Origin of the sequence: Nereida ignava (assembly GCF_001049735.1) — a bacterium.
Lineage (GTDB): Bacteria > Pseudomonadota > Alphaproteobacteria > Rhodobacterales > Rhodobacteraceae > Nereida > Nereida ignava.
In genome coordinates this window covers 132,653-154,792 of record NZ_CVPC01000002.1, presented here as the reverse complement: position 1 = coordinate 154,792, position 22,140 = coordinate 132,653, and the positions used below count along the sequence as shown (strand labels likewise).

The 22,140-nt window shown below is 53.3% G+C and carries 23 protein-coding genes and 1 tRNA gene; 14 read left to right on the top strand and 10 right to left on the bottom strand.

Annotated elements, in window-relative coordinates:
• Positions 1-2 precede the first annotated feature (2 nt).
• From NIG5292_RS00980 to NIG5292_RS00970, 3 genes are all read left to right on the top strand, one after another.
• On the top strand, positions 3-1,073 hold the full coding sequence (locus NIG5292_RS00980; RefSeq protein ID WP_048597467.1) for a methyltetrahydrofolate cobalamin methyltransferase: 1,071 nt from the start codon (positions 3-5) through the stop codon (positions 1,071-1,073).
• A gap of 50 nt (positions 1,074-1,123) precedes the next feature.
• Positions 1,124-3,160, top strand: a complete 2,037-nt coding sequence (locus tag NIG5292_RS00975) for an ASKHA domain-containing protein (RefSeq protein WP_233488131.1) — start codon at positions 1,124-1,126, stop codon at positions 3,158-3,160.
• Positions 3,161-3,278: 118 nt separating this feature from the next.
• The gene (locus tag NIG5292_RS00970) at positions 3,279-3,749 is read left to right on the top strand and encodes an acyl-CoA thioesterase (RefSeq protein ID WP_048597465.1); all 471 of its coding nucleotides are present in this window, start codon (positions 3,279-3,281) and stop codon (positions 3,747-3,749) included.
• Here the strand turns inward: NIG5292_RS00970 and pgi are convergent.
• From pgi to NIG5292_RS00940, 6 genes are all read right to left on the bottom strand, one after another.
• Positions 3,746-5,344, bottom strand: a complete 1,599-nt coding sequence (gene pgi, locus NIG5292_RS00965; RefSeq protein WP_048597464.1) for a glucose-6-phosphate isomerase — start codon at positions 5,342-5,344, stop codon at positions 3,746-3,748. The two genes, NIG5292_RS00970 and pgi, sit on opposite strands and share 4 nt — an antisense overlap.
• Positions 5,345-5,359: 15 nt before the next feature.
• On the bottom strand, positions 5,360-6,037 hold the full coding sequence (pgl, locus tag NIG5292_RS00960) for a 6-phosphogluconolactonase (protein WP_048597463.1): 678 nt from the start codon (positions 6,035-6,037) through the stop codon (positions 5,360-5,362).
• Positions 6,038-6,040: 3 nt separating this feature from the next.
• On the bottom strand, positions 6,041-7,495 hold the full coding sequence (zwf, locus tag NIG5292_RS00955; protein ID WP_048597462.1) for a glucose-6-phosphate dehydrogenase: 1,455 nt from the start codon (positions 7,493-7,495) through the stop codon (positions 6,041-6,043).
• An 81-nt stretch (positions 7,496-7,576) separates the two neighbouring features.
• On the bottom strand, positions 7,577-8,161 hold the full coding sequence (locus tag NIG5292_RS00950) for an HNH endonuclease (protein WP_048597461.1): 585 nt from the start codon (positions 8,159-8,161) through the stop codon (positions 7,577-7,579).
• Positions 8,162-8,411: 250 nt separating this feature from the next.
• A complete protein-coding gene (locus tag NIG5292_RS00945) occupies positions 8,412-8,990 on the bottom strand; it encodes a YceI family protein (RefSeq protein ID WP_048597460.1) in 579 nt (192 codons plus the stop codon).
• A gap of 151 nt (positions 8,991-9,141) precedes the next feature.
• A complete protein-coding gene (locus tag NIG5292_RS00940) occupies positions 9,142-9,681 on the bottom strand; it encodes a hypothetical protein (protein WP_048597459.1) in 540 nt (179 codons plus the stop codon).
• Positions 9,682-9,923: 242 nt separating this feature from the next.
• On the opposite strand from NIG5292_RS00940, the gene rpsF reads away from it, so the two are divergent.
• From rpsF to rplI, 3 genes are read left to right on the top strand one after another with little or no spacing between them, the layout of a single operon-like run.
• On the top strand, positions 9,924-10,280 hold the full coding sequence (gene rpsF / locus NIG5292_RS00935; RefSeq protein WP_048597458.1) for a 30S ribosomal protein S6: 357 nt from the start codon (positions 9,924-9,926) through the stop codon (positions 10,278-10,280).
• A 14-nt stretch (positions 10,281-10,294) separates the two neighbouring features.
• Positions 10,295-10,522, top strand: a complete 228-nt coding sequence (rpsR, locus tag NIG5292_RS00930; protein ID WP_036700444.1) for a 30S ribosomal protein S18 — start codon at positions 10,295-10,297, stop codon at positions 10,520-10,522.
• A gap of 11 nt (positions 10,523-10,533) precedes the next feature.
• A complete protein-coding gene (gene rplI / locus NIG5292_RS00925; protein WP_048597457.1) occupies positions 10,534-11,151 on the top strand; it encodes a 50S ribosomal protein L9 in 618 nt (205 codons plus the stop codon).
• Between the two features lie 395 nt (positions 11,152-11,546).
• Here rplI and tig read toward each other — a convergent pair whose 3' ends face one another.
• Together tig and NIG5292_RS00915 are read right to left on the bottom strand one after the other, a co-directional pair.
• Entirely contained in the window at positions 11,547-12,878 is a 1,332-nt protein-coding gene (tig, locus tag NIG5292_RS00920) for a trigger factor (RefSeq protein ID WP_048597456.1), read from the bottom strand.
• A gap of 107 nt (positions 12,879-12,985) precedes the next feature.
• Positions 12,986-13,070 (bottom strand) — tRNA-Leu (locus NIG5292_RS00915).
• 176 nt (positions 13,071-13,246) lie between these two features.
• Between NIG5292_RS00915 and NIG5292_RS00910 the strand changes: the two genes are divergently transcribed.
• The 5 genes from NIG5292_RS00910 (at position 13,247) to NIG5292_RS00890 (ending at position 17,580) form a co-directional block, all read left to right on the top strand.
• Positions 13,247-13,756, top strand: coding sequence for a Hint domain-containing protein (locus NIG5292_RS00910; protein ID WP_048597455.1), 510 nt, complete (start codon positions 13,247-13,249; stop codon positions 13,754-13,756).
• Positions 13,757-13,931: 175 nt separating this feature from the next.
• Positions 13,932-14,270 carry a P-II family nitrogen regulator gene (locus NIG5292_RS00905; RefSeq protein WP_048597454.1) on the top strand — a complete coding sequence of 113 codons (339 nt, stop codon included), beginning with the start codon at positions 13,932-13,934 and terminating at the stop codon, positions 14,268-14,270.
• A 40-nt stretch (positions 14,271-14,310) separates the two neighbouring features.
• The gene (gene glnA / locus NIG5292_RS00900) at positions 14,311-15,720 is read left to right on the top strand and encodes a type I glutamate--ammonia ligase (protein WP_048597453.1); all 1,410 of its coding nucleotides are present in this window, start codon (positions 14,311-14,313) and stop codon (positions 15,718-15,720) included.
• 244 nt (positions 15,721-15,964) lie between these two features.
• Positions 15,965-16,165 carry a hypothetical protein gene (locus NIG5292_RS00895; protein WP_048597452.1) on the top strand — a complete coding sequence of 67 codons (201 nt, stop codon included), beginning with the start codon at positions 15,965-15,967 and terminating at the stop codon, positions 16,163-16,165.
• A 194-nt stretch (positions 16,166-16,359) separates the two neighbouring features.
• Positions 16,360-17,580: a bifunctional alpha/beta hydrolase/OsmC family protein gene (locus NIG5292_RS00890; protein ID WP_048597451.1), complete on the top strand. Its 1,221-nt coding sequence runs from the start codon at positions 16,360-16,362 to the stop codon at positions 17,578-17,580.
• A gap of 118 nt (positions 17,581-17,698) precedes the next feature.
• On the opposite strand, the gene NIG5292_RS00885 is transcribed toward NIG5292_RS00890, so the two are convergent.
• Together NIG5292_RS00885 and NIG5292_RS00880 are read right to left on the bottom strand one after the other, a co-directional pair.
• Positions 17,699-18,298, bottom strand: coding sequence for a biotin transporter BioY (locus tag NIG5292_RS00885; protein ID WP_048597450.1), 600 nt, complete (start codon positions 18,296-18,298; stop codon positions 17,699-17,701).
• Between the two features lie 89 nt (positions 18,299-18,387).
• Complete coding sequence (locus tag NIG5292_RS00880; protein ID WP_074842067.1) at positions 18,388-18,855, bottom strand: DUF6314 family protein; 468 nt, start codon at positions 18,853-18,855, stop codon at positions 18,388-18,390.
• 150 nt (positions 18,856-19,005) lie between these two features.
• Between NIG5292_RS00880 and purB the strand changes: the two genes are divergently transcribed.
• The 3 genes from purB to NIG5292_RS00865 all read left to right on the top strand — a co-directional run bounded on the left by purB (position 19,006) and on the right by NIG5292_RS00865 (position 22,055).
• Positions 19,006-20,307 carry an adenylosuccinate lyase gene (purB, locus tag NIG5292_RS00875; protein ID WP_048597449.1) on the top strand — a complete coding sequence of 434 codons (1,302 nt, stop codon included), beginning with the start codon at positions 19,006-19,008 and terminating at the stop codon, positions 20,305-20,307.
• Between the two features lie 95 nt (positions 20,308-20,402).
• Complete coding sequence (locus NIG5292_RS00870; RefSeq protein WP_048597717.1) at positions 20,403-20,936, top strand: tetratricopeptide repeat protein; 534 nt, start codon at positions 20,403-20,405, stop codon at positions 20,934-20,936.
• 84 nt (positions 20,937-21,020) lie between these two features.
• Positions 21,021-22,055, top strand: a complete 1,035-nt coding sequence (locus tag NIG5292_RS00865; protein ID WP_048597448.1) for a FliG C-terminal domain-containing protein — start codon at positions 21,021-21,023, stop codon at positions 22,053-22,055.
• Positions 22,056-22,140: the final 85 nt, after the last annotated feature.

The following is a 22,140-nucleotide window of genomic DNA, read 5'->3' as shown; positions in this document are numbered from 1 at the left end:
AAATGACCCGTACAGTAATTGAATCAAAGACCAAGACAGCGATTATCGGGTTTGACGAGCCGTTCTGCGTGATCGGTGAGCGCATCAATCCAACGGGTCGTAAAAAGCTGGCCGAGGAGTTGGAAGCGGGTGATTTTTCACGGGTTGAGGCCGACGCAATTGCGCAGGTTGCTGCGGGTGCCGATATCCTCGACATTAACTCTGGCGCAGTTTTCACCAACAAAATGGCCGAAGACCCCCGCTATGCGGACAACAACTTTGTCGAACCCCCTTTGATGCGCGAAATGGTTGAGCGCGTTCAAGCAATCGTCGACGTGCCGCTTTGTATCGACAGCTCTGTTCCCGGTGCGCTTGAAAATGGTCTGGCTGCTGCTGAAGGACGTCCATTGCTGAACTCAGTCACTGGTGAGGAAGAACGGCTGGAGCTGGTCCTGCCGCTTGTGAAGAAATACAACGTGCCAGTGGTCGCTATTTCGAACGATGACACTGGTATCTCCGAGGACCCCGATGTGCGTTTTGCGGTTGCCAAGAAGATCGTTGAGCGTGCCGCTGACTTCGGCATCCCTGCCCATGACATTGTTGTTGACCCACTCGTGATGCCCGTTGGTGCGATGGGCACTGCTGGTCTGCAGGTTTTCACTCTCGTGCGCCGTTTGCGCGATGAGCTTGGCGTCAACACAACTTGCGGTGCCTCTAACGTAAGTTTCGGTCTTCCAAACCGTCACGGCATCAACAACGCGTTCCTGCCAATGGCAATGACTGCTGGCATGACCTCCGCAATTATGAACCCGATCGCCCTCCCAATCGGGCCCATCAAAATTGCAGAGCGTAAGGAAAAGCTGCTCGAAGCAGGTGTGATCATCCCAGATGATATGGACGATGAAACTTTCGTTAAACTCATGGGTATGGGCAGCACTTTGGCGCGCCCCGGCAAAGAGATGGAGGCCATTCGCGCTGCAAACTTCTTGATGGATCATGACCCGTCTGGCGCTGCATGGATCAACTTTAACAAAGACCCGGATGCTGCCCCCTCTGGTGGGCGTGCAGGGGGACGCCGTCGCCGCCGCGGCTAAACTTAAGTCTCATTGATTGGGTTAATCACTACGATTTCAAGGAACACATAATGTCTGATCCACTCGTTATTTTCACGCCATCAGGTAAGCGCGGCACGTTTCCCGTGGGCACGCCGATCCTGACCGCCGCGCGTCAATTGGGAGTGGATCTCGACTCAGTCTGTGGCGGGCGTGGGATTTGCTCGAAATGTCAGATCACGCCGTCATTTGGTGATTTCCCCAAGCATGGCGTGACCGTCCATCAAGACGCGCTTTCGGAATGGAACAGCGTTGAACAGCGCTATGATGACAAGCGCGGCTTGATCGAAGGACGGCGTCTTGGCTGTCAGGCGACTGTTCAAGGCGACATTGTCATCGACGTGCCTGCGACTTCACAGGTCCACAAACAAGTTGTTCGTAAAGAAGCATCGACCCGCCCCATTATTCTTGATCCTGCAACACGGCTCTATCTGGTCAGCGTCGACGAGCCGGATATGCATGAACCCACCGGTGATCTTGAGCGACTAAAGCGCGCCTTAGAAAATAAATGGAATATCAATGATGTAGAGTCCGATCTTAAAGTTTTACATCAGCTGCAAAAAAGTCTGCGCAAGGGCGAGTGGACCGTCACAGTCGCACTGCACCGCCCCGATCACGGACCCCAGCGTGTGATTGATGTTTGGCCCGGCTTCTTCGAGGGCCCTCTTTACGGTCTTGCAATCGATCTTGGCTCCACCACCATCGCGGCACATCTGTGTGACCTGACAACCGGTGATGTTCTTACTTCAGCGGGTCTGATGAACCCACAAATCCGCTTTGGCGAAGACCTGATGTCACGGGTATCCTATGTGATGATGAACCCCGGCGGTGATGTTGAAATGACGAACGCCGTGCGTGCCGCAATCAACGAGCTGACGGAAACTCTTGCAACCCAAGGCGACATTGACCCGAAACACATCGTCGAAACAGTGTTCGTTTGTAACCCTGTGATGCACCACCTGCTCCTTGGCATTGATCCGGTTGAGCTTGGGCAAGCGCCTTTTGCCTTGGCCACATCAGAAGTGCTTGAACTGCCTGCATCCGATCTTGATCTGACCGCAATGCATCAATCGGCGCGGGTTTTCATCTTGCCCTGCATCGCGGGCCACGTCGGCGCTGACGCAGCGGCGGTCGCGCTTTCGGAGGCGCCAGATCAATCAGACGAGTTGACCTTGGTTGTTGATGTTGGAACCAACGCAGAGATCCTGCTTGGTAACAAAGAAAAAGTACTCGCCTGTTCATCGCCCACGGGTCCCGCTTTTGAAGGTGCGCAAATCTCAAGCGGCCAACGCGCAGCGCCGGGTGCGATTGAGCGCATAGAGATAAACCCCGTTACAAAAGAGCCGCGCTTCCGTGTCATCGGCTCTGATCTGTGGTCCGACGATCCAGATTTTACCAGCGAAACAGCTTCTACAGGCATCACGGGTATTTGCGGCTCTGGCATCATCGAAGCCGTTGCGGAAATGCGCATGGCAGGCCTTCTTGACCCCTCTGGCTTGATTGGCTCGGCGGAACAAACAGGCACGGACAGGTGTATCGTCGATGGTCGGACGCACAGCTATGTGTTGTACGACGGCAGCGCCCATGACGGCCCCGTAATTACTGTAACCCAAGGTGACATTCGCGCGATCCAGCTGGCCAAATCCGCGCTTTATGCAGGAGCGCGGCTTTTGATGGACCAAATGGGCGTTGAGACAGTTGACCGCATAACTCTTGCGGGCGCTTTTGGTGCCCATATTAGCCCCAAACACGCGATGGTGCTTGGTATGATCCCTGACGCGGCACTGGATAAAGTGACCTCTGCGGGCAACGCTGCAGGCCATGGCGCGCGCATTGCGCTTTGCAACCGTCAGTCCCGAATTGACATCAGCAAAACCGTCCGCGCGATCGAGAAAGTTGAAACTGCGATTGAGCCAAAGTTTCAAGAGCACTTTGTAAACGCCAACGCCATTCCCCATAAAACGGACCCCTTCCCGACCTTGCGCAGTATTGCTGATTTACCTGATGTCAGCTTCAATCAAGGGTCTGGCGGCGGATCAGGGGGCAGAAGGCGGCGGCGCTCGGCGTAGACCTCGCTGCTCGAAATCTGCGCGGCCAAGACGGCAGATACAGGACAGAGTTAACGGGCTGGAATAATATCAGGTGATCACGCATGGTAGGCGAACGTTAATAGCCAATGGTGACCCTGTGACACTTCCTTTCCTTACTCCGCTTAACACCACACAACTACGGTCTGTGGGCATTCCCGAGCCATGGGCGTTCGGGGTGGCGGATAAAGTCCGCTTTGGCGAGTTAGATGCGCTCGGGCACGTAAACAACGTGGCCTATATGAGTTGGTTTGAGGTCGTCCGAATTCATTATTTTCGCAACTATGGCGTGTCAGACTACAAAAGCGCGGACCGTCCCAGATTGGTACTGGCCAACGCCAATGTAACCTACAAAGCCGAAATGTATTTGGGGCAAGACTATATCGCCACTGCTCGGACCGCGCAGTTTGGAAACACCAGCTTCACGATGGAGTATGCGGTCTATGGCGACACGCTACACGCCACCGGAAGTGCCGTTATTGTGCAGCTTAATCAAGACGGTACAAAGCGCGCGCTATCTGAGGCCCTTAAAGAAAAGATGGCCCGTTTAGACAGTGCAACACCGCGTTAGCCACGCAACGAATGGACGTATTCGACAAGACCGCGGGTGGAGCTGTCTTTGTTATCAGCTGATTGATTGCCTTCAACAACTGGCGTCAGACTGACAGCAAGCTCCTTGCCAAGTTCGACACCCCATTGATCGTAAGAATTGATGCCAAGGATCACACCTTCGACAAAAACGCGGTGCTCATAAAGTGCGATAAGCTGTCCCAGAACAAACGGTGTAAGCTTAGGGTAAATTAGCGTCGTAGACGGTTTGTTGCCCTCGAAAACACGGTGCGCAGCTTGGCGTTCAAGTTCAGCGCCTTCAAAGCCTTTCGCTGCCATTAGCCCACGCGCAACATCCATTGAACGGCCAGTCATCAGCGCCTCGGATTGCGCCAAACAGTTCGCCAAAAGTAGCGTATGATGCTCGGTCAGATGTTCTTCATGACCTTGTGCCGCCACAATAAATTCACACGGGACAACAGTGCGACCCTGGTGGATCAACTGGTAGAAAGCATGCTGTCCGTTTGTGCCGGGCTCGCCCCAAACAACAGGGCCCGTAACAGTTTCAACAGCGCTACCATCCATGGCAACCGACTTGCCGTTACTCTCCATTTCAAGCTGTTGAAGGTAAGCTGGCAAGCGGCTTAGACGTTGATCGTAAGGCAAAACAGCCCGTGTCGGAAAGCCCATACCTTGGTGGTGCCAAAGACCAATAAGTGCCAACATGACAGGCATATTCTTAGCAAGGTCTGCCGTTTCGAAATGAACATCCATGTCCTGCGCACCGCGCAAGAACTCTTCAAACGCATCGAGACCAACAGCCAACATCAAAGACAGGCCAATCGGACCCCACATGGAATAACGCCCACCAACCCAATCTTCGAAACCGAAAACACGCTCGGAAGGAATGCCAAAAGCGGCAGTTTTTTCGGTTGCGGTCGACACGGCCACAAATTGCGCCCCAGGATCGCGGACAACTGTCTCCATCCATTTGCGGACGGTTGTCGCATTCGTCATTGTTTCGATGGTTGTGAAAGTTTTTGACGCCACAATAACAAGTGTCGTTTCAGGATTAAGAAGCGCAAGTTTATCCGCAGCATCAGCACCGTCTACATTTGAGATAAAGTGCGTCCGCGGCCCGTTGTGATAAGGCGCAAGAGCAAGCGTTGCCATCGCTGGTCCAAGGTCAGAGCCCCCAATCCCTATGTTCACCACATCTGTGATGGCGCCGCCCTGTCCTTTAAAAACACCGGACCGGACATCATCGGCAAACTGTTGCATCCGCTTAAGCGTTGCCGTGATCTCGGGCATGACATCATCCCCGTCCACCTTAACAGCGCCGCCATCAAGATTACGAAGGGCTGTATGGAGCACAGCACGCCCCTCAGTTTCGTTAATTTTTTCACCCGAAAACATGGCGCTACGGCGTGTAGGCACATCCTTAGCCATATCGACAAGCATGTCCAAATCAGCGGCTTTCAGATGTGTTTTGGAATAGTCAAAAAGCAAATCGCCATGTTTGATAGAGAAGTCCTCAAACCGGCTATCTTGCTGGCACAGCTCAAGAATTGAATTTTCACGCGCCGCATCGGCACGTTGTTTCAGATCGTTCCACATGGGCATCAGTCTTTCTTAAGCAGCACCCGTCCAATGGACAGTTGCATCGTTCAAAACAAGGTTAATCGGCGCGGCTTCAATCAGCTTGCCTGCAGCATTATCAAGTGCGGTGCGCTTTTCGGCGCCTTTAATGACAACATGCGTATGAAGTGCTGACTTTAGTACTGGTCCACTCAATGAAACACGCGGTTCGGTTGCACCACCACCGCGAATAGGCATGACCGGTGCGGCGTTGTCATCAAGTGCGGCATCAAGACCGTCAGCGTGCGGGAACAGGCTCGCGGTGTGCATATCTGCCCCCATCCCCAACAGCAGGACCGAGACTGGTAGAGATGCCTCAATCGTATAGTTCACTTTGGCAAGACCAACTTCTGGTGTCTCATCGCCCGTAAAAAACGGGACGAATTGTGCCGCGGCCGCCTGTCCCACAAGAAGCCGCTCACGGAGAAGCTTTGTGTTGGAACGGTCAGATGTCTCAGGCACCCACCGCTCGTCACTAAGCATCACGCGGACACGCGACCAGTCAAGTTTAACCCCGCACAGAATATCAAAGACAGGCCCGGGCGTTGTACCCCCAGGAACGGCTAAAGTAGCGGTGTCATGGGTCAGCAGAACCTCTTCGAGATCACCGGCGATCCGATCCGCCAGCGCCATCATCATCAATTCTTCATCCGCGTATTCGAGAAATTTCATGATCTACCCCTTTATATCGCGCCAACGGCGACCATCACGGTGCATCAACATCAGCGCGTCTTCTGGCCCGTTTGAGCCGATATCATATGGTTTGGGCACATCGGAACGGGCCTGCCATTTTTCAATCAGAGGATCGGTCCAGCTCCAAGCAGCTTCCACTTCATCACCGCGCATAAAGAGCGTTTGGTTGCCACGGATCACGTCCATAATCAGCCGCTCGTACGCGTCCGGCACATCATCAGCTTCTGGTCCAAGCGCGTCGGCAAAAGTCATATCAAGAGGCACATCAACCAGCCGCATACCACCTGGGCCAGGCTCTTTGATCGTGACATCAAGGGTCATGCCCTCGTTGGGCTGCAACTGGATCGACAGTTCGTTATGGTGCTGCCCACCTTCGTCCCCGAAAATACTATGGGGCGGATCTTTGAAAACCACAGTGATCTCGGAAGACCGTGCCTTCATCCGCTTGCCAGTCCGAAGATAAAACGGCGTGCCTGCCCATCGCCAATTAGACAACTGCAGCTTGAGCGCGATAAAGCTTTCTGTAAAACTTCTTTCGTTTTCAACATCTTGCCGATAGGATTTCATGTCACCGTGGGCGCTATATTGACCACGAACAATATGGTGCGTCTCTACATCATCAAGTGCACGTATGACTTTCAGTTTTTCATCGCGAACCGCATCAGGATCAAACTTTGACGGCGGCTCCATCGCAATGAGGCAGAGCAATTGCATCAAGTGGTTCTGCACCATATCGCGCATCGCGCCGGATTTATCATAGTAGCCCCCGCGCCCACCAACGCCGACAGTTTCGGCAACAGTAATCTGAATGTGATCGATGTACTGGCTGTTCCAAAGCGGCTCAAACAAGATGTTGCCGAAACGGACAGCCATCAGGTTTTGAACAGTTTCTTTGCCCAGATAGTGATCAATACGGTAAATCTGGCTTTCATCAAAGTGCTTAGCCAAATCATGGTTCAGCGCGCGCGCTGTCTCAAGATCACGACCGAAAGGTTTCTCAACCACAATGCGAGAGGCCGCATCGGCTAGCCCAAAACTGGTTAACCGCTCTGCGATATCGGCAAAAAGACCGGGCCCTACGGACAGATAGAACGCCCGAACCACACCACTGCGCATTTGCGCCGCAAGTTCTTTCCATCCACCGTCGCCACGTGCGTCGGTCGTCACATAGTGCAGTTGTAGCAAAAAGTCGGGAAGTTCACGGCGTGATGAAAGATCATCTCCGCCGAATTCTATAATTGCATCGCGGACAAGTGTCCGAAAGCCATCGCTATCCATTTCTGAGCGCGCAGCACCAATGATACGGGCGTCCGCGGGCATCTGTCCGGCACAAAAGCGGCGGAAAAGACCCGGTAAAATCTTGCGGCGTGCAAGGTCCCCTGTCCCGCCGAAAATTACCAAATCAAAATCATCTACGGGTATGACGCGGCTGACCATGGGCAAACTTCTCCTTTGAACGCTATGTTAGCGCTAAACTTGAGCCCCTGTTACGATCAAATCCAAAGACTGTCCAGCGTCTCAGGCTTCCAGTTCGGCGTCCCAGTAGAGAAAATCCATCCAACTTTCATGCAAATGGTTAGGTGGAAACTTTCGCCCCATGTTCCGAAGTTGCTCTGATTCAGGTTGGCGCGGCGGTTTGCGAAGGCTCATCCCCAACTGTTTAAGCGAGCGCGATCCCTTCTTCAGGTTACATGGACTGCATGCCGCGACCACATTCGTCCAGCTGGTAATCCCGCCATCGGCGCGTGGCACCACGTGATCAAACGTCAGATCCCCTTTTGAGCCACAATACTGACAGGTGAATTCATCGCGCAAAAACAGATTAAACCGTGTAAAAGCAACACGCTTTTGCGGCTTCACATAGTCTTTCAAAACCACCACAGAGGGGATTTTGATTTTCGTCGAGGGCGAGCTGACGTAGTCATCATATTCCGCAACGATATCCACCCGCTCAAGCCATGCGGCCTTGATGGCATCCTGCCACGGCCAGAGTGACAGCGGATAATAGCTAAGCGGGCGATAATCCGCGTTCAGCACTAGGGCTGGATTATGCCGTAAGTTATTGGGTTCCCGTACAAAACTTGTCCTGAACTCGGGTTCCATTGGGTCGTGACCTCCGCATAGGTTTTCCATCGCCCAAAACGGGCAAGTCCGAAACACATGCGGGTGCAAGGTCCCGTCCTAAGCAGGACTATATATGGCGTTAGCCATCTGGCAAGCCTCTAGATAGGCTCTGAATGTCGCAGGTCGTAGTGGCCCCTAGAAAAACGAAAAAGCCGCCCTGCGCGGATGCTAAACAAACGCACAGGACGGCTTTTGGCGGACATCTGCCCGCCACTATTTTCAAGCTGGATTATTCGGCTTTTTGCGCCTCAATTGAGATTTTCAACTCAACCGCATCGCTTACGGCTGGAGCAAAGTTGCCAACACCAAAGTCAGACCGCAACAACGTTGTTGTCGCATCAAAACCCAACCAAGGCTTGTTGGCAAACGGGTGCGCGGCAGCCTTGTTCAAAACCGCATCAAGCACAACGGATTTGGTCACGTCGTTCATGGTCAAATCGCCTGTGATCTTGGCTGTATCATCGCCGGTCACTTCGATTGCAGTTGAAGTAAATGTTACCAAATCACCTTCTTTTGCACCAAAAAAGTCATCGCTCATAAAGTGGCCTTCACGGGCTTCCCAACCGGTAAACATGCTCATAACAGGCATTGATACGGAGACAGAACTGGATGAAGGCGCGTCGGCGTCAAACATGATCTCGCCTTCAAAGCCAGAGAACATACCGTAAGTTGTTGAAAACCCCAGGTGATCATAGCTGAACAGAATTTGACTGTGGCTCGCATCAAGTGTGTATTTTTCAGCGGCAGCAAACGCGCTGGTCGCAAGGCCAGCAGCCAAAACAGACGAAGTAAGAAGAGTACGGAACATAAAATAGCATCCTTTGGTAAATGTTTCTGATCACACCACATACCTTGCACAGGCGTTAATCAACTCGCGATCTATCAACATGTCGTGTTCGCAAAAGCACAAAGACGTGAAGCTAACAGCAATTGTGCACATCAGTGCACATGGCGCGACACTAACCAATCACCGCGATCAGGCGATGATAAATGGCAAACACTTGGCCTTGGGGCCCTGACACAAGGACCTCTGCCAAAGATGTATCAGTAGGCCGTGCTGCGATACCTGCGCCCTGCTCTGTTCGGACCATTGCAATTTGATCAGCGTTCGTCAGCCGCATGGAACGGATAATCTTGCCCGAGCCAATTTGACGCCGACGCAAAACTTTTGTGCGAAAATCAAATTCGGTCTGTGTTTGGCCGGTGCTGCGCGCGCCGTAAATCATCAACGCACCCACGACGACGAAAAGAGCGCAAACAGCCATCTGAACAGCCCAAAGCGCGCTCGGGATATCATGGCGGTTCATGGCAGCCATCAAAATACCCGCGCACAACAGCGCCACGCCAACCACAACGGTCGCAAGCTGCCCCAAGACACGCGCATTCACAGCACCGCGCTCTTTAATAATGATACCCCACTCGGTTTCGGTCTCATCCAACCGGACATCGACGACGACTGGATCATGGGAAAAATCTCGGGCAGGACTGCTGATACTCATGGTTTTGCTCACCTCATTACCCCGCCACACAAACCGCAAAGAACGGCAAAAAAGAGGCGCTTCAGCGGCCCTGCCAAGAAAAAGAAAAACTGTTGCGGTCTGCGGGCTTGCGCCATGTGTGTAAGGGCGCTAAACGGCAAGCCTGTCGTCCAACTCGATTGAACCGCGTAACCTCTCGTGGGTGGACGGGCGGCAGTTCATACCACCCTTTGAAGTGCGCCAGAAAATGAATGGAGCAACCCATGCCTTTGTATGAGCATGTGTTCATCGCGCGTCAGGACTTGTCCAACGCGCAAGCTGAATCCCTGATCGAACACTTCGGGACTGTCCTTGCGGACAACGGCGGCAAAGCTGTCGATTCAGAATATTGGGGCGTCAAAACGATGGCCTACAAAATCAATAAAAACCGCAAAGGCCACTACGCCTATTTGCGCTCCGACGCGCCTGCAACGGCCGTTCAGGAGATGGAACGCCTGATGCGTTTGCATGAAGATGTGATGCGAGTGCTGACCATCAAAGTCGATGAGCACGCAGAGCTGCCATCTGTACAAATGCAAAAACGCGAAGAACGTGGCGATCGCCGCGAGCGCCGCAGCTAAGAAAGGGCTAAACCATGGCAACTAAACCATTTTTCCGCCGTCGCAAAGTGTGCCCCTTCTCTGGTGAGAACGCACCCGCGATCGATTACAAAGACACACGTCTTCTGCAGCGCTACATTTCTGAGCGTGGCAAAATCGTGCCGTCCCGCATCACTGCAGTCTCTGCCAAGAAACAACGCGAGTTGGCCCGTGCCATCAAACGCGCCCGTTTCCTCGCCCTGCTGCCATACGCTGTTAAGTAAGGAGAAAGCACATGCAAGTTATCCTTCTCGAACGCGTTGCGAAACTCGGCCAGATGGGCGAAGTCGTCGACGTAAAGCCAGGTTACGCACGTAACTTTTTGCTGCCACAAGGCAAAGCGCTGACTGCTTCAAAAGGCAACATCGCTGGGTTCGAAGCACAAAAAGCGCAACTCGAAGCACAGAACCTCGAAACCAAGAAAGAAGCCGATGCAATGGCTGAAAAGCTTGGCGGACAGCAGTTTGTTGTGATTCGCTCTGCATCAGACGCAGGCGCGCTTTACGGTTCCGTGACAACACGCGACGCCGCAGAAGCTGCAACAGCCGAAGGCTTCACACTTGACCGCAAACAGGTTGCATTGATCGCACCGATCAAAATTCTCGGCCTGCATGACGTAGCCGTGAAATTGCACCCAGAAGTTGAGTGCACAATCACCATGAACGTTGCACGCTCAACCGAAGAAGCCGAGCTTCAAGCCTCAGGCAAGTCGATCCAAGAATTGGCTGCAGAAGCAGAAGCAGAAGCAGAATTCGAAATCGCGGAACTGTTTGACGATATCGGCTCTGCTGCATCTGACGATGATGATCTTGATGTGGCACCAGCTGCTGCAGATGATGCGGAAGACGCGTAAGACTAGCCCTTCTCGCTAGATCTAAGAAATTAGAAAGCCGCGCCCGATTGGACGCGGCTTTTTTTATTGGTTGAAATAAATACGGCACGAAGCGTTAGAATAAGTAGCGCACAAGGATCGCCGCCAGCATCACAACGCCCGCGACAATCACGGCCGTATCCACCAAGCTACCGAACCCTAAACCACGTTTTTTGTTATCCGACATACTCACCACCACATTACCGATTACGACGAAACCTGAGCGAGTGGGCCACTGAAACGATCCCTGTGTCAAGCGCGCGCAGAAGCAAACGTACAAATAGACAATAAGTAAAAGAAACAAAAAAGCCGTCCCTGATTGTTCAGGAACGGCTTATTCTTGTCAGTGCATGCGCGCCCAGTGGGCGCTGAAAGAATTACTCGTCTTCGAGCGCTTCTACAGCAGATTGCAGGTCATCCTTGCTCACTTCTTTTTCAGACACTTTGGCTTGATCCGCGATATGATCTACCACTTTGTCTTCAAAGAGAGGTGCGCGCAGTTGCTGCTGCATCTGCTGGTTTTGTTGAACGAATTCAAAGAACTGACGCTCCTGACCGGGGTACTGACGCGCTTGGTTCATGATCGCTTGGGTCATTTCGGCATCGCTTACTTCAACAGCGGCCTTCTGACCAATCTCTGCAAGCAACAGACCAAGGCGAACGCGGCGGCCAGCCAATGCGATATGCTCTTCTGTTGGCGTGATTTCTGGGTGGTCGTGACCTTCCACCTCAGGGTTCTCTTCGTGCCACAGTTGGTGCGCGATTTGACCAGCTTCTGCATCAAGCAACGACGGTGGTAGATCGAAATCAACCTTTTTGTCCAACGCATCAAGCAGACCGCGCTTCATAACTGCACGGGCAGCGCCTGCGTATTCCGCTTCAAGACGCTCGCCGATTTGACCTTTCAACGCAGCAAGATCTTCTGCGCCAAAACCCTTGGCCATCTCATCATTGATTTCAGCAGCAACAGGCTCTTTCACTGCTTTGATTGTGCATGTGAATGTCGCCTCTTTGCCCGCAAGATGCTCGGCTTGGTAATCTTCTGGGAAAGACACAACAACGTCTTTCACTTCTTCGGCTTTTACGCCAACAAGCTGTTCCTCGAAGCCCGGGATGAACGAGTTTGAACCCAAAACCAGCGGATAATCTTCAGCAGCGCCGCCATCAAATGCTTCGCCGTCAACTTTGCCCAAGAAATCCATGACAACTTGATCGCCGTCTTTCGCCTTGGTGCCTTTTTTGCGGTCTTTGAAGTTTTGCGCAGTCTCGGCCAATGAAGCCAGCGCCTCATCGATCGCTGAATCGTCAGCTTTAACAACCAGTTTCTCAAGCTCGATGTCTGAGAAATCAACGTCAGGAATGGCTGGCAGAGCTTCGTAGCTCATGTCTACGGCAACATCGTCGCCCTCTTTCCAGTTTTCGTTGGTCATTTTGACTTCTGGCTGCATCGCGGGGCGATCACCAGTTTCTTCAAAATGTTTGGCCATTGCGCCATCGATGGCTTCTTGCATGGCTTCGCCCATCACGCGTGGACCGTATTGTTTTTTCAGCAACGCCATCGGGACTTTGCCCTTGCGGAAGCCCTTCATTTCAATTTCTGGCTGCGCTTCGACCAGTTTCTCGTTAACTTTGGCGTCCAATTCCGCGGCAGGTACCACGATGGAATAAGCGCGTTTCAGACCTTCGTTCAATGTCTCAGTGACCTGCATAGGGATCGTCCTTTTATCGGCGTAATACGTAATTCAGCGGCCCTTCTATGAGGGTCGGCCAAAAGGTGCAAGCGCCTTTCAAAATATGCCTAAATCTATTGTGTAAATGGTACGGGTGAAGGGACTTGAACCCCCACGCCTCGCGGCGCCAGAACCTAAATCTGGTGCGTCTACCAATTCCGCCACACCCGCACTGCGCAAGGACTTAGCAAAGCTCTGCGCGGGATGCGAGAGGGTTTTTGCGCAACAGGCGAAAAAATCTGCATAAAATACATCAGGTCCCAGAATTCTTACCAAGACAGCACGTTCACCCTTTGTTAAGGTTAAGGCATTGAGACAGTAGCAGGACTTGCGTGATGGAGCCGAAAATGGCCGGACGCACTGCAGAGCAGGTTAATACATACGCAAGAACTGACCACTCTAACGGTGTGCACGAATTACATACGTCCGGTTTTGTGCCCGGCACGTTAATCATGACAGCGGAAGGCGAGCTTCCCGTTGAATACCTTAACGCAGGCGATCGCATTGTATCGCGCAACCGCGGTTTGGTCAGGCTTCACGGCGTTCATCAGAGTTCTGATATCTTAGACCCGATACACATGTCCGCTCATGCGCTCGGACCTGACGTGCCCCGCGGTCATCTGTCCTTACGCACCGATCAGCCTGTTTTGCTGCGAAACTGGCTGGCGAAGGCCCTGCGCGGGACACCTCAAGCTATCATTTATGCTGAAAAACTGGTTAATGGCGAGACGATTGTCCGCGGAACCAAGCGGCGCACGACGTTGCTACACCTGCAGTTTGACGCCCCACAGATCATTTATGTGAACGGGCTGGAAATGATCGTTGAGCGCGCACGTATCGCATCATTAACCGAGTAATCTTGTTCCAAGTGAGGAGCAGTTTATTTTCTGCACTTATTTTTGGCGCGTTGCTTAATTTTTAGGCAGCAATTCTAAATTCGCCAGTCACAGCCGATCTGTGTCGTCTGATATATTGTCCCCCATCCACAGACATGATTTGCCCGTAGCAGCACAATTCAGGAGGCTCTGCGCGGTGAAAAAACTCGAAGCAATCATTAAGCCGTTCAAATTGGACGAAGTTAAAGAAGCGCTCCAAGATATTGGTGTGCAAGGCCTTTCCGTAATTGAAGTCAAAGGTTTTGGCCGTCAAAAGGGGCATACGGAACTGTATCGTGGCGCTGAATATGTCGTGGATTTTCTGCCTAAAGTGAAAATTGAAGTCGTATTGCCCGATGATCTGCTTGATCCAGCGATTGACGCGATCATCAACGCGGCCAAAACGGACAAAATCGGCGATGGTAAGATTTTCGTATCTGACGTAAGCCAAGCCATCCGCATTCGTACCGGTGAAACCGGCGACGACGCTATCTAACCCATTCTTTACCCACACTATTTCTAAGGGAGCCATGGTAATGACAACCAACGCTGACATCGTAAAGATGATCAAGGACGAAGACATCGAGTATGTCGACATCCGTTTCACAGACCCACGCGGCAAGCTACAGCACGTAACCGTAATCAATGACGAAGTTGACGAAGACTTCCTTGATGGCGGTTTCATGTTCGACGGCTCATCCATCGCGGGCTGGAAATCGATCGAAGAGTCAGACATGAAGCTGATCCCCGATGCCAACTCTGCATACATCGATCCGTTCTATGCTGAAAAAACACTCTGCATTCACTGCTCAGTCGTTGAGCCAGACACAGGCGAGCCCTACTCACGCGACCCACGCGGCACAGCAGAAAAAGCAGAAGCCTACCTGATCTCATCAGGCATCGGCGACCAGTCATTCTTTGGCCCAGAAGCTGAATTCTTCCTGTTCGACGACGTACGTTTCTCTGTTGAGATGAACAAAGTGTCTTACCAAATCGACGCGCAAGACGCGTCATGGAACACAGACACCGAATACGAAATGGGCAACATGGGCCACCGTCCCGGCGTTAAAGGCGGTTACTTCCCCGTTAACCCAATTGACGACGCGCAGGACATCCGCGGCGAAATGCTGTCGACCATGAAGCGCATGGGCATGAAAGTGGACAAGCACCACCACGAAGTGGCGTCATGCCAGCACGAGCTTGGCCTTGTCTTCGGTTCACTCACCAAACAAGCCGATGAGCTGCAGAAATACAAATACGTGATCCACAACGTGGCACACGCATACGGTAAATCCGCAACCTTCATGCCAAAGCCAATCGCAGGCGATAACGGCACGGGCATGCACGTAAACATGTCCATCTGGAAAGATGGTAAGCCATTGTTTGCAGGTGACAAATACGCCGATCTCAGCCAAGAAGCGCTGTATTTCATTGGCGGCATCTTGAAGCACGCAAAAGCACTAAACGCGTTCACAAACCCGTCCACAAACAGCTACAAGCGTTTGATACCGGGCTTTGAAGCACCTGTTCTGCGCGCATATTCTGCTCGTAACCGCTCAGGCTGCGTACGTATTCCATGGGCCGAAAGCCCCAAAGCAAAACGCGTCGAAGCACGTTTCCCCGATCCCGCAGCCAACCCATACTTGTGCTTTGCAGCCTTGCTGATGGCTGGCCTTGACGGCATCAAAAACAAGATTGACCCAGGTGCGGCGTCTGACAAAGACCTCTACGACCTGCCACCAGAAGAGCTCGCAGAAATTCCAACAGTCTGCGGCAGCTTGCGCGAAGCGCTTGACGCTCTGGAAGCAGATCACGAGTTCCTCTTGGCCGGTGACGTGTTCACAAAAGACCAAATTGATGGCTACGTTGCTCTCAAAATGGAAGAACTGGTGGCGTATGAGCACACACCACACCCTGTTGAATTTAAAATGTACTACAGCTGCTAATCTCTGCTTTAGATGACAGAACTAAGGGCGCTCCGGATCGGGGCGCCCTTTTTCGTAGGCACGTGGTAAACTTATGGGTCACGCCACACGGCCTGAATAAGTGACATTACTGTCTCACCAACGCGCATTAACTATCGCGAATGACACTTTTTCGACTTCGGAAACAAAACATTTCCACAATTTTAACCTTATTGTTCCCAAATCGGCATCTAAACAAAGATCATCCAATAAAAGGATTGCAAAGATGCCGATATCCCAGACCACATCCCCAAATGCCGCACACGGCCAAATCAGCCCCAAGCGCGTTGAACGCAAAACACTATCGATCCGCAAACGCGGGAGCGGCGGATGGTCGGCCATTGCAATCCAATTACGCGCCACGCGCCCTGCCCGCGCAACTTTGGAAGAACGACTGCGCCGCGGTCTGATCTGCTGTTCGGCCTAACACCAAATCATATCTCCCCCCGACCAACTGCCGCGTCCGGATCACTTCTGGCGCGGCTTTTTCTTGTCGAAACTTATTTATGCAACCACAGGCAAAACGTAACTTCCGTCACCTTCCCGTGACGCCGATGAAGCATAACTTGCGATTGCACCGCCAAACTTGCACATATGAGACACAGCAAAAAGGGGCGCACCATGCCGAGCGAAACAATTGAATTCAAAAATAACGCTGGTCTAAGCCTGTCCGCGCGTCTTGATTTGCCCGCAGGAGACCCTGTTGCAACGGCGCTTCTGGCCCATTGCTTCACGTGCACCAAAGACCTGCCCGCCGCACGGCGCATCGCGGCCCGTCTGTCGGCCATGGGGTTTGCTGTTATGCGCTTTGATTTCACCGGTCTTGGGCAATCCGAGGGACGCTTTGCCCAAACGGATTTCACCTCAAACGTAGATGATCTGGTCGCTGCGAGCGCCTATCTGACCGACCGAAATTTGACGCCTTCCCTGTTGATCGGGCACTCCCTAGGCGGGGCCGCCGTACTGAAGGCCGCCGCGCAATTACCCCAGATTAAGGGCGTCGTGACCGTTGGTGCGCCTTTTGACCCCGCGCATGTGACCCATCATTTCGCCAGCGCCATTCCAGATATAATCGAAAAAGGTTCCGCCGAGGTGACCCTTGGTGGGCGGCCCTTTACGATTGGCAAACAGTTCGTTGAGGACGTCCAAGGCATTGAAATTGAGACCGCAGTACGAAACCTCAACGCTGCCCTTTTGGTCATGCATTCGCCCGTTAATGAAACCGTAGGCATTGAAAACGCCAGTCAGATTTTTGGCGCCGCGCGGCATCCAAAGTCATTTGTGACACTCGACAAGGCTGACCACTTATTGCGCAGCCCTGAAGATGCAGAATACGCCGCAGGTGTGATCGCCGCGTGGGCCGAGCGTTACATCGATGTTACCCGTCCCGCACCGCCCATTGGCGTGCCCGAAGGTGTTACCCGTGTGTCAGAGGCCGATCCCAAAGGGTTTTTGCAAGACATCAGATCAGGTGAAAAACATCACGTTCTTGCGGATGAGCCTCAGGCCTACGGTGGCACAAATCAAGGAATGTCCCCTTACGGGTTTCTTGCAGCAGGTCTGGGGGCATGCACATCGATGACAATTCGGATGTACGCGCGGCGCAAGGGCTGGCCCCTTGAACATGTGTCCGTCGACGTCACCCACGACAAGATGCACGCCCAAGACAGCGATCCTGCGACAAATGTCCGTATCGATAATTTCCGCCGCGCGATACACCTGTCCGGCCCTTTAACACCTGAGCAAACCACACGTTTGATGGAAATTGCGGACAAATGTCCGGTTCACAAAACTCTTGAGCAATCCAGCAGGATTGAGACCGTGCTCGCATCAGGCGCGTAAGTGACGACTGACCCGTAAACGGACACCTGTCTCATTGCGCTCCTAAGCGTCCGCTCATGAAAAAAGGCGCCCACCTAATTGGTGAGCGCCTTAATAACGTCAAATATGTTTCGCAGGATCAGCCGCGGGCTTTGCCGATTGCTTTCCACGCCATTGGCACGATCATCGCTGCAATCGCCAATTTCAGTAGATCGCCGTAGATGAAAGGTGTGAGGCCCCACTCAAGGATCGGCTTGTCCCAGCCGTAAAGTGTACCAAGCCACAACAGGCCCGGGATGTAGATAAGTGCGTTACCGATCAGCATCGCTGCAGCCATTTTCGCAGCACTACGGTCCCAGCCCATGCGCGCCAAAACACCCAAGGCGAACGTGGCAAGCACGTAGCCAACCAGATAGCCGCCTGTGCCACCCATCATGTATTCAATGCCGGACACGCCCGCCGCAGATGATGCAAACACGTCAAAGCCCGCCGCACCCAAGATCATGTAACCGATGATTGTGACCAATCCCAAACGCGGGCCATAGGCCGCGCCAACGGTCAAAACAGCCAATGTACCAAGGGTCATTGGTACGGGGATCATGGGGATCTTCACTTTTGCAGCGATCGCCAGCGCGGCAATACCCACTACTACCAGCATGATTTGCTTGAGGCGCAAAAGCGCGCCTTCGGATGCGCCAAACGCTTCGGTCAGGACTTTGTCGTTCATGGTCAACGCCATATCGGAGATCTCCAATCTTGTTCTCGTTACCGCCTGTTTAATCGCGCACACGGCCCAATCGCAAGAGAATAAGCACCCCGACCACAGTGTTAGCGACAGTACTGGCTTGTCATCACATAGTCTTTGCGCGGCCCGCGCACGTGCCAGACCGCTTCCCAAACCGGCCACTGGGTGAAATCATAAGACACATCATACTGATCCGGATCACACCAATGCGCCGCATCGCCCCCGCCCAGAGGGACCAGATGAAACGCACGGCCATCTGCAAATCGCACAGGCACATGATCCGCCCCCGAGCCATCATCAGGCGTGTCCCAAAAATATCTGCGGGTTCCTGTAATCTTGGGACCGAGCTCTGCCGCACCCGAGACATCTGTCCGCTGCATTTCAAATTGCAGCGCGCCGCTTTCATCATAGACAAGGCCTGACTGAACGCAGACGAATGTCCCCGTCCCGTTAAACCGCGCAACTGTGCCATCTGCATGGATAATTTTGCGGGTAATTTGCCAAACGCCCTCAAAATCGGACAACTGTCTCACTGCTGAATCTTTGCTCATTCCATCATCCGCCTTGCCCATATGCATATTGAATACGGCCCCATCATCACCGGGGTCCCGTACCCTGCCCTTGTTCCCATCTGCCCAAGGGTTTAAGAGGCCGCCAAGCCCCTTGCCAACCCCAACTCTCTTCAAAAAAGGCCACGCCCTATGATCCCTCGCTATTCCCGCCCTGAAATGGTCTCTATCTGGTCGCCGCAAACCAAGTTCAAGATCTGGTACGAGATTGAGGCCCACGCGTGCGATGCGATGGCTGATCTTGGTGTGATCCCACGCGAAAACGCTGACGCTGTTTGGAAGGCAAAAGACGTTGAGTTCGATGTGGACCGCATTGATGAGATCGAGGCCGTCACCAAACACGACGTCATCGCGTTTCTGACCCACTTGGCAGAGCACGTCGGCAGCGATGAGGCCCGCTTTGTTCACCAAGGTATGACATCATCGGATGTGTTGGACACCACATTCAACGTACAACTTACCCGCGCCGCTGATCTGCTGATTGCTGATCTTGAAGCGTTGCTAGCCGCCCTGAAGCGCCGCGCGATTGAGCACAAAGACACAATCCGCGTAGGCCGCAGCCACGGTATCCACGCTGAGCCCACCACAATGGGTCTAACGCTTGCGCGTTTTTACGCGGAGATGGATCGCAACCTGACACGTCTGCGCACCGCACGTGACGAAATCGCGACCGGCGCCATCAGCGGCGCCGTCGGTACTTTTGCCAACATCGACCCGCGCGTAGAAGAACATGTCTGCGCAAAGCTTGGCCTCACGCCTGAGCCGATCAGCACCCAAGTTATCCCCCGTGACCGTCATGCGGCATTCTTTGCAACTTTGGGTGTTATCGCCTCGAGTGTTGAGAATATCGCCACAGAAGTGCGCCACATGCAGCGCACAGAGGTTCTGGAAGCAGCGGAATATTTCAGCGCGGGCCAAAAAGGCTCCTCTGCGATGCCGCACAAGAAAAACCCTGTGCTGACAGAAAACCTGACGGGCCTTGCGCGGATTGTGCGTATGGCCGTTGTTCCGGCGATGGAAAACGTGACCCTTTGGCACGAGCGTGACATCAGCCACTCCAGCGTTGAGCGCACGATTGGCCCAGACACAACTGTCACCCTTGATTTCGCGCTGGCGCGGCTGACGTCCGTTATCGACAAACTCCTGATATACCCCGATAACATGTTGGCCAACATGAACAAATTCAGCGGCCTTGTGATGTCACAGCGCGTGCTGCTTGCCCTAACCCAAGCGGGTGTGTCGCGCGAAGACGCTTATGTCTACGTTCAGCGCAATGCGATGAAAGTTTGGGAAGACGGCAAAGATTTCAAAACAGAACTGCTGGGCGACAGCGACGTTGTTGCCGCTTTGGGTGTCGAAAGCATCGAGGAAAAATTCGACCTCGGCTATCATACCAAGCACGTTGATACCATTTTCAAACGCGTTTTCGGCTAAGCTTCATCACAGATGCGTGGCCTGCCCGCTTTGGGACTTGGCCACGCGTCGCGCCGCTCTATCCTCTAATGGGCAACCAGTTACGAGGATCTATGATGCGCACCACACTTATCGCAGCCCTTGCTTTGGCACCTACAGCCCTTTTTGCAGCAGGGTCCAGCAGCTCAACACCGCCCAAAGCCACCAAAACCACAACCGAATGTGAGACCGGAATGGTCTACGACTCGGACAAACAGAGCTGCGTCGAGATCAAGGAAAGTGCCCTTGGCAACGACGCGATGTTTGACGCCGCGCGCGAGTTGGCCTACGCGGGCCGCCACCAAGATGCACAACAAATGCTCAATTTGATGCAAATGCCCAATGACGACCGTGTGTTGACATATCTGGGCTTTACCCACCGCAAAATGGGCGACGCCAGCACCGGCCTTGCCTATTATCAAAAGGCGCTGGCCGTGAACCCCGACAACCTTTTGGCGCGCTCATATATGGGTCAGGGCTATATTGAGAGTGGCGACATCGAGCTGGCCTCAGCACAGCTGACCGAAATTCGCACCCGTGGCGGTCGCGGCACATGGGCAGAGATTTCCCTGCGCATGGCGCTGCAAAACGGCCAAGGCTACAGCTATTAAAAACGCTTAAAATGCAATCCTTTAGGGGGTTGTTCATATCCGCTGCGTTAGATGCCCCTAATTGATCGTCACAAGGGGTGTTGTGTGATTCCGTCCTTTCCAGAATTGCCCGCAGCGGGTTCTGACACGGCTGGCTTGAGCAAGCGTGAAAAAGCAGCCGTGATTGTGCGCGCGCTTTTGGGCGGTGGCGGTGAGTTGTCGTTGAGCACACTCGCGATTGAGCAACAGACCGGTTTGATGGATCAAATGCGGCAGATGAGCCCCCTTGATCGGGCCACAGTTGAAGCCGTGATTGATGAATTTGTCGCCGAGTTGGAAAGCACGGCGCTGACTTTCCCCAAAGACATTGGTGGCACCCTTGATTTAATGGGGAAATCTCTTGATCCCAGCCTTGCGGGACGGCTGCGCAAGGAGGCGGGCCTCGCCCCGCAATTGAACCCGTGGGAAACCATCGCAGGCCTGCCCGTGACACAGCTGGTTGATCTGTTAGCAGGTGAAAGCATCGAGGTTTGCGCGGTTGTTTTGTCAAAACTTCAGGTTGCAAAGGCCGCTGAAATCCTTGGCGCGCTGCCCGGTGAACGCGCGCGCCGGATTACATACGCCATTTCTGTGACAACGGGCGTCACACCACAAGCAATTGAGTTGATTGGCATTTCCATCGTTGACCAACTGGGTACCCAGCCGGTTCAAGCCTTCGATGACAGCCCTGTTGAACGCGTCGGCGCAATCTTAAACTTTGCCCACGCCCAAACACGTGATGACGTACTCGTAGGTCTTGATGAAACGGACGCCAAATTTGCCGAAGATGTGCGCAAATCCATCTTCACATTCGCAAATATCCCAGAACGCATTGACCCCCGCGATGTGCCCAAAATCACCAAGGACGTGGCGCCCGAACAGCTGTTGACCGCCCTATCTGCGGCGCTGTCGACAGGCATGGAGGCGCCTGCCAACTTTATTTTGGACAACATGTCCAAGCGGATGGCCGAAAGTATGCGCGACGAGATCAAAGATGGCGGGCCGGTGTCCCAGGCCGATGGCGAGGATGCCATGAGTGCTGTTGTAGCCACGATCCGCGAGATGGAAGCCGCTGGCACGTTGCTGCTGCTTGCGGAGTAAACCGCCGACGCGCGATATTCACGTCCTATCACTCGCACATATCTTACCATCATTGCGTCAGGGCGTTCTGACAGCTACACCGTTG

What these genes read in the sequence shown, in the direction of transcription:
- NIG5292_RS00980 (WP_048597467.1), top strand. Translation starts at nt 3, where the DNA reads ATGACCCGTACAGTAATTGAATCAAAGACCAAGACAGCGATTATCGGG.
- NIG5292_RS00975 (WP_233488131.1), top strand. Translation starts at nt 1,124, where the DNA reads ATGTCTGATCCACTCGTTATTTTCACGCCATCAGGTAAGCGCGGCACG.
- pgi (WP_048597464.1), bottom strand. Translation starts at nt 5,344, where the DNA reads ATGTGGAACGATCTGAAACAACGTGCCGATGCGGCGCGTGAAAATTCA.
- pgl (WP_048597463.1), bottom strand. Translation starts at nt 6,037, where the DNA reads ATGAAATTTCTCGAATACGCGGATGAAGAATTGATGATGATGGCGCTG.
- zwf (WP_048597462.1), bottom strand. Translation starts at nt 7,495, where the DNA reads ATGGTCAGCCGCGTCATACCCGTAGATGATTTTGATTTGGTAATTTTC.
- NIG5292_RS00950 (WP_048597461.1), bottom strand. Translation starts at nt 8,161, where the DNA reads ATGGAACCCGAGTTCAGGACAAGTTTTGTACGGGAACCCAATAACTTA.
- NIG5292_RS00945 (WP_048597460.1), bottom strand. Translation starts at nt 8,990, where the DNA reads ATGTTCCGTACTCTTCTTACTTCGTCTGTTTTGGCTGCTGGCCTTGCG.
- NIG5292_RS00940 (WP_048597459.1), bottom strand. Translation starts at nt 9,681, where the DNA reads ATGAGTATCAGCAGTCCTGCCCGAGATTTTTCCCATGATCCAGTCGTC.
- rpsF (WP_048597458.1), top strand. Translation starts at nt 9,924, where the DNA reads ATGCCTTTGTATGAGCATGTGTTCATCGCGCGTCAGGACTTGTCCAAC.
- rpsR (WP_036700444.1), top strand. Translation starts at nt 10,295, where the DNA reads ATGGCAACTAAACCATTTTTCCGCCGTCGCAAAGTGTGCCCCTTCTCT.
- rplI (WP_048597457.1), top strand. Translation starts at nt 10,534, where the DNA reads ATGCAAGTTATCCTTCTCGAACGCGTTGCGAAACTCGGCCAGATGGGC.
- tig (WP_048597456.1), bottom strand. Translation starts at nt 12,878, where the DNA reads ATGCAGGTCACTGAGACATTGAACGAAGGTCTGAAACGCGCTTATTCC.
- NIG5292_RS00910 (WP_048597455.1), top strand. Translation starts at nt 13,247, where the DNA reads ATGGCCGGACGCACTGCAGAGCAGGTTAATACATACGCAAGAACTGAC.
- glnA (WP_048597453.1), top strand. Translation starts at nt 14,311, where the DNA reads ATGACAACCAACGCTGACATCGTAAAGATGATCAAGGACGAAGACATC.
- NIG5292_RS00895 (WP_048597452.1), top strand. Translation starts at nt 15,965, where the DNA reads ATGCCGATATCCCAGACCACATCCCCAAATGCCGCACACGGCCAAATC.
- NIG5292_RS00890 (WP_048597451.1), top strand. Translation starts at nt 16,360, where the DNA reads ATGCCGAGCGAAACAATTGAATTCAAAAATAACGCTGGTCTAAGCCTG.
- NIG5292_RS00885 (WP_048597450.1), bottom strand. Translation starts at nt 18,298, where the DNA reads ATGGCGTTGACCATGAACGACAAAGTCCTGACCGAAGCGTTTGGCGCA.
- NIG5292_RS00880 (WP_074842067.1), bottom strand. Translation starts at nt 18,855, where the DNA reads ATGAGCAAAGATTCAGCAGTGAGACAGTTGTCCGATTTTGAGGGCGTT.
- purB (WP_048597449.1), top strand. Translation starts at nt 19,006, where the DNA reads ATGATCCCTCGCTATTCCCGCCCTGAAATGGTCTCTATCTGGTCGCCG.
- NIG5292_RS00870 (WP_048597717.1), top strand. Translation starts at nt 20,403, where the DNA reads ATGCGCACCACACTTATCGCAGCCCTTGCTTTGGCACCTACAGCCCTT.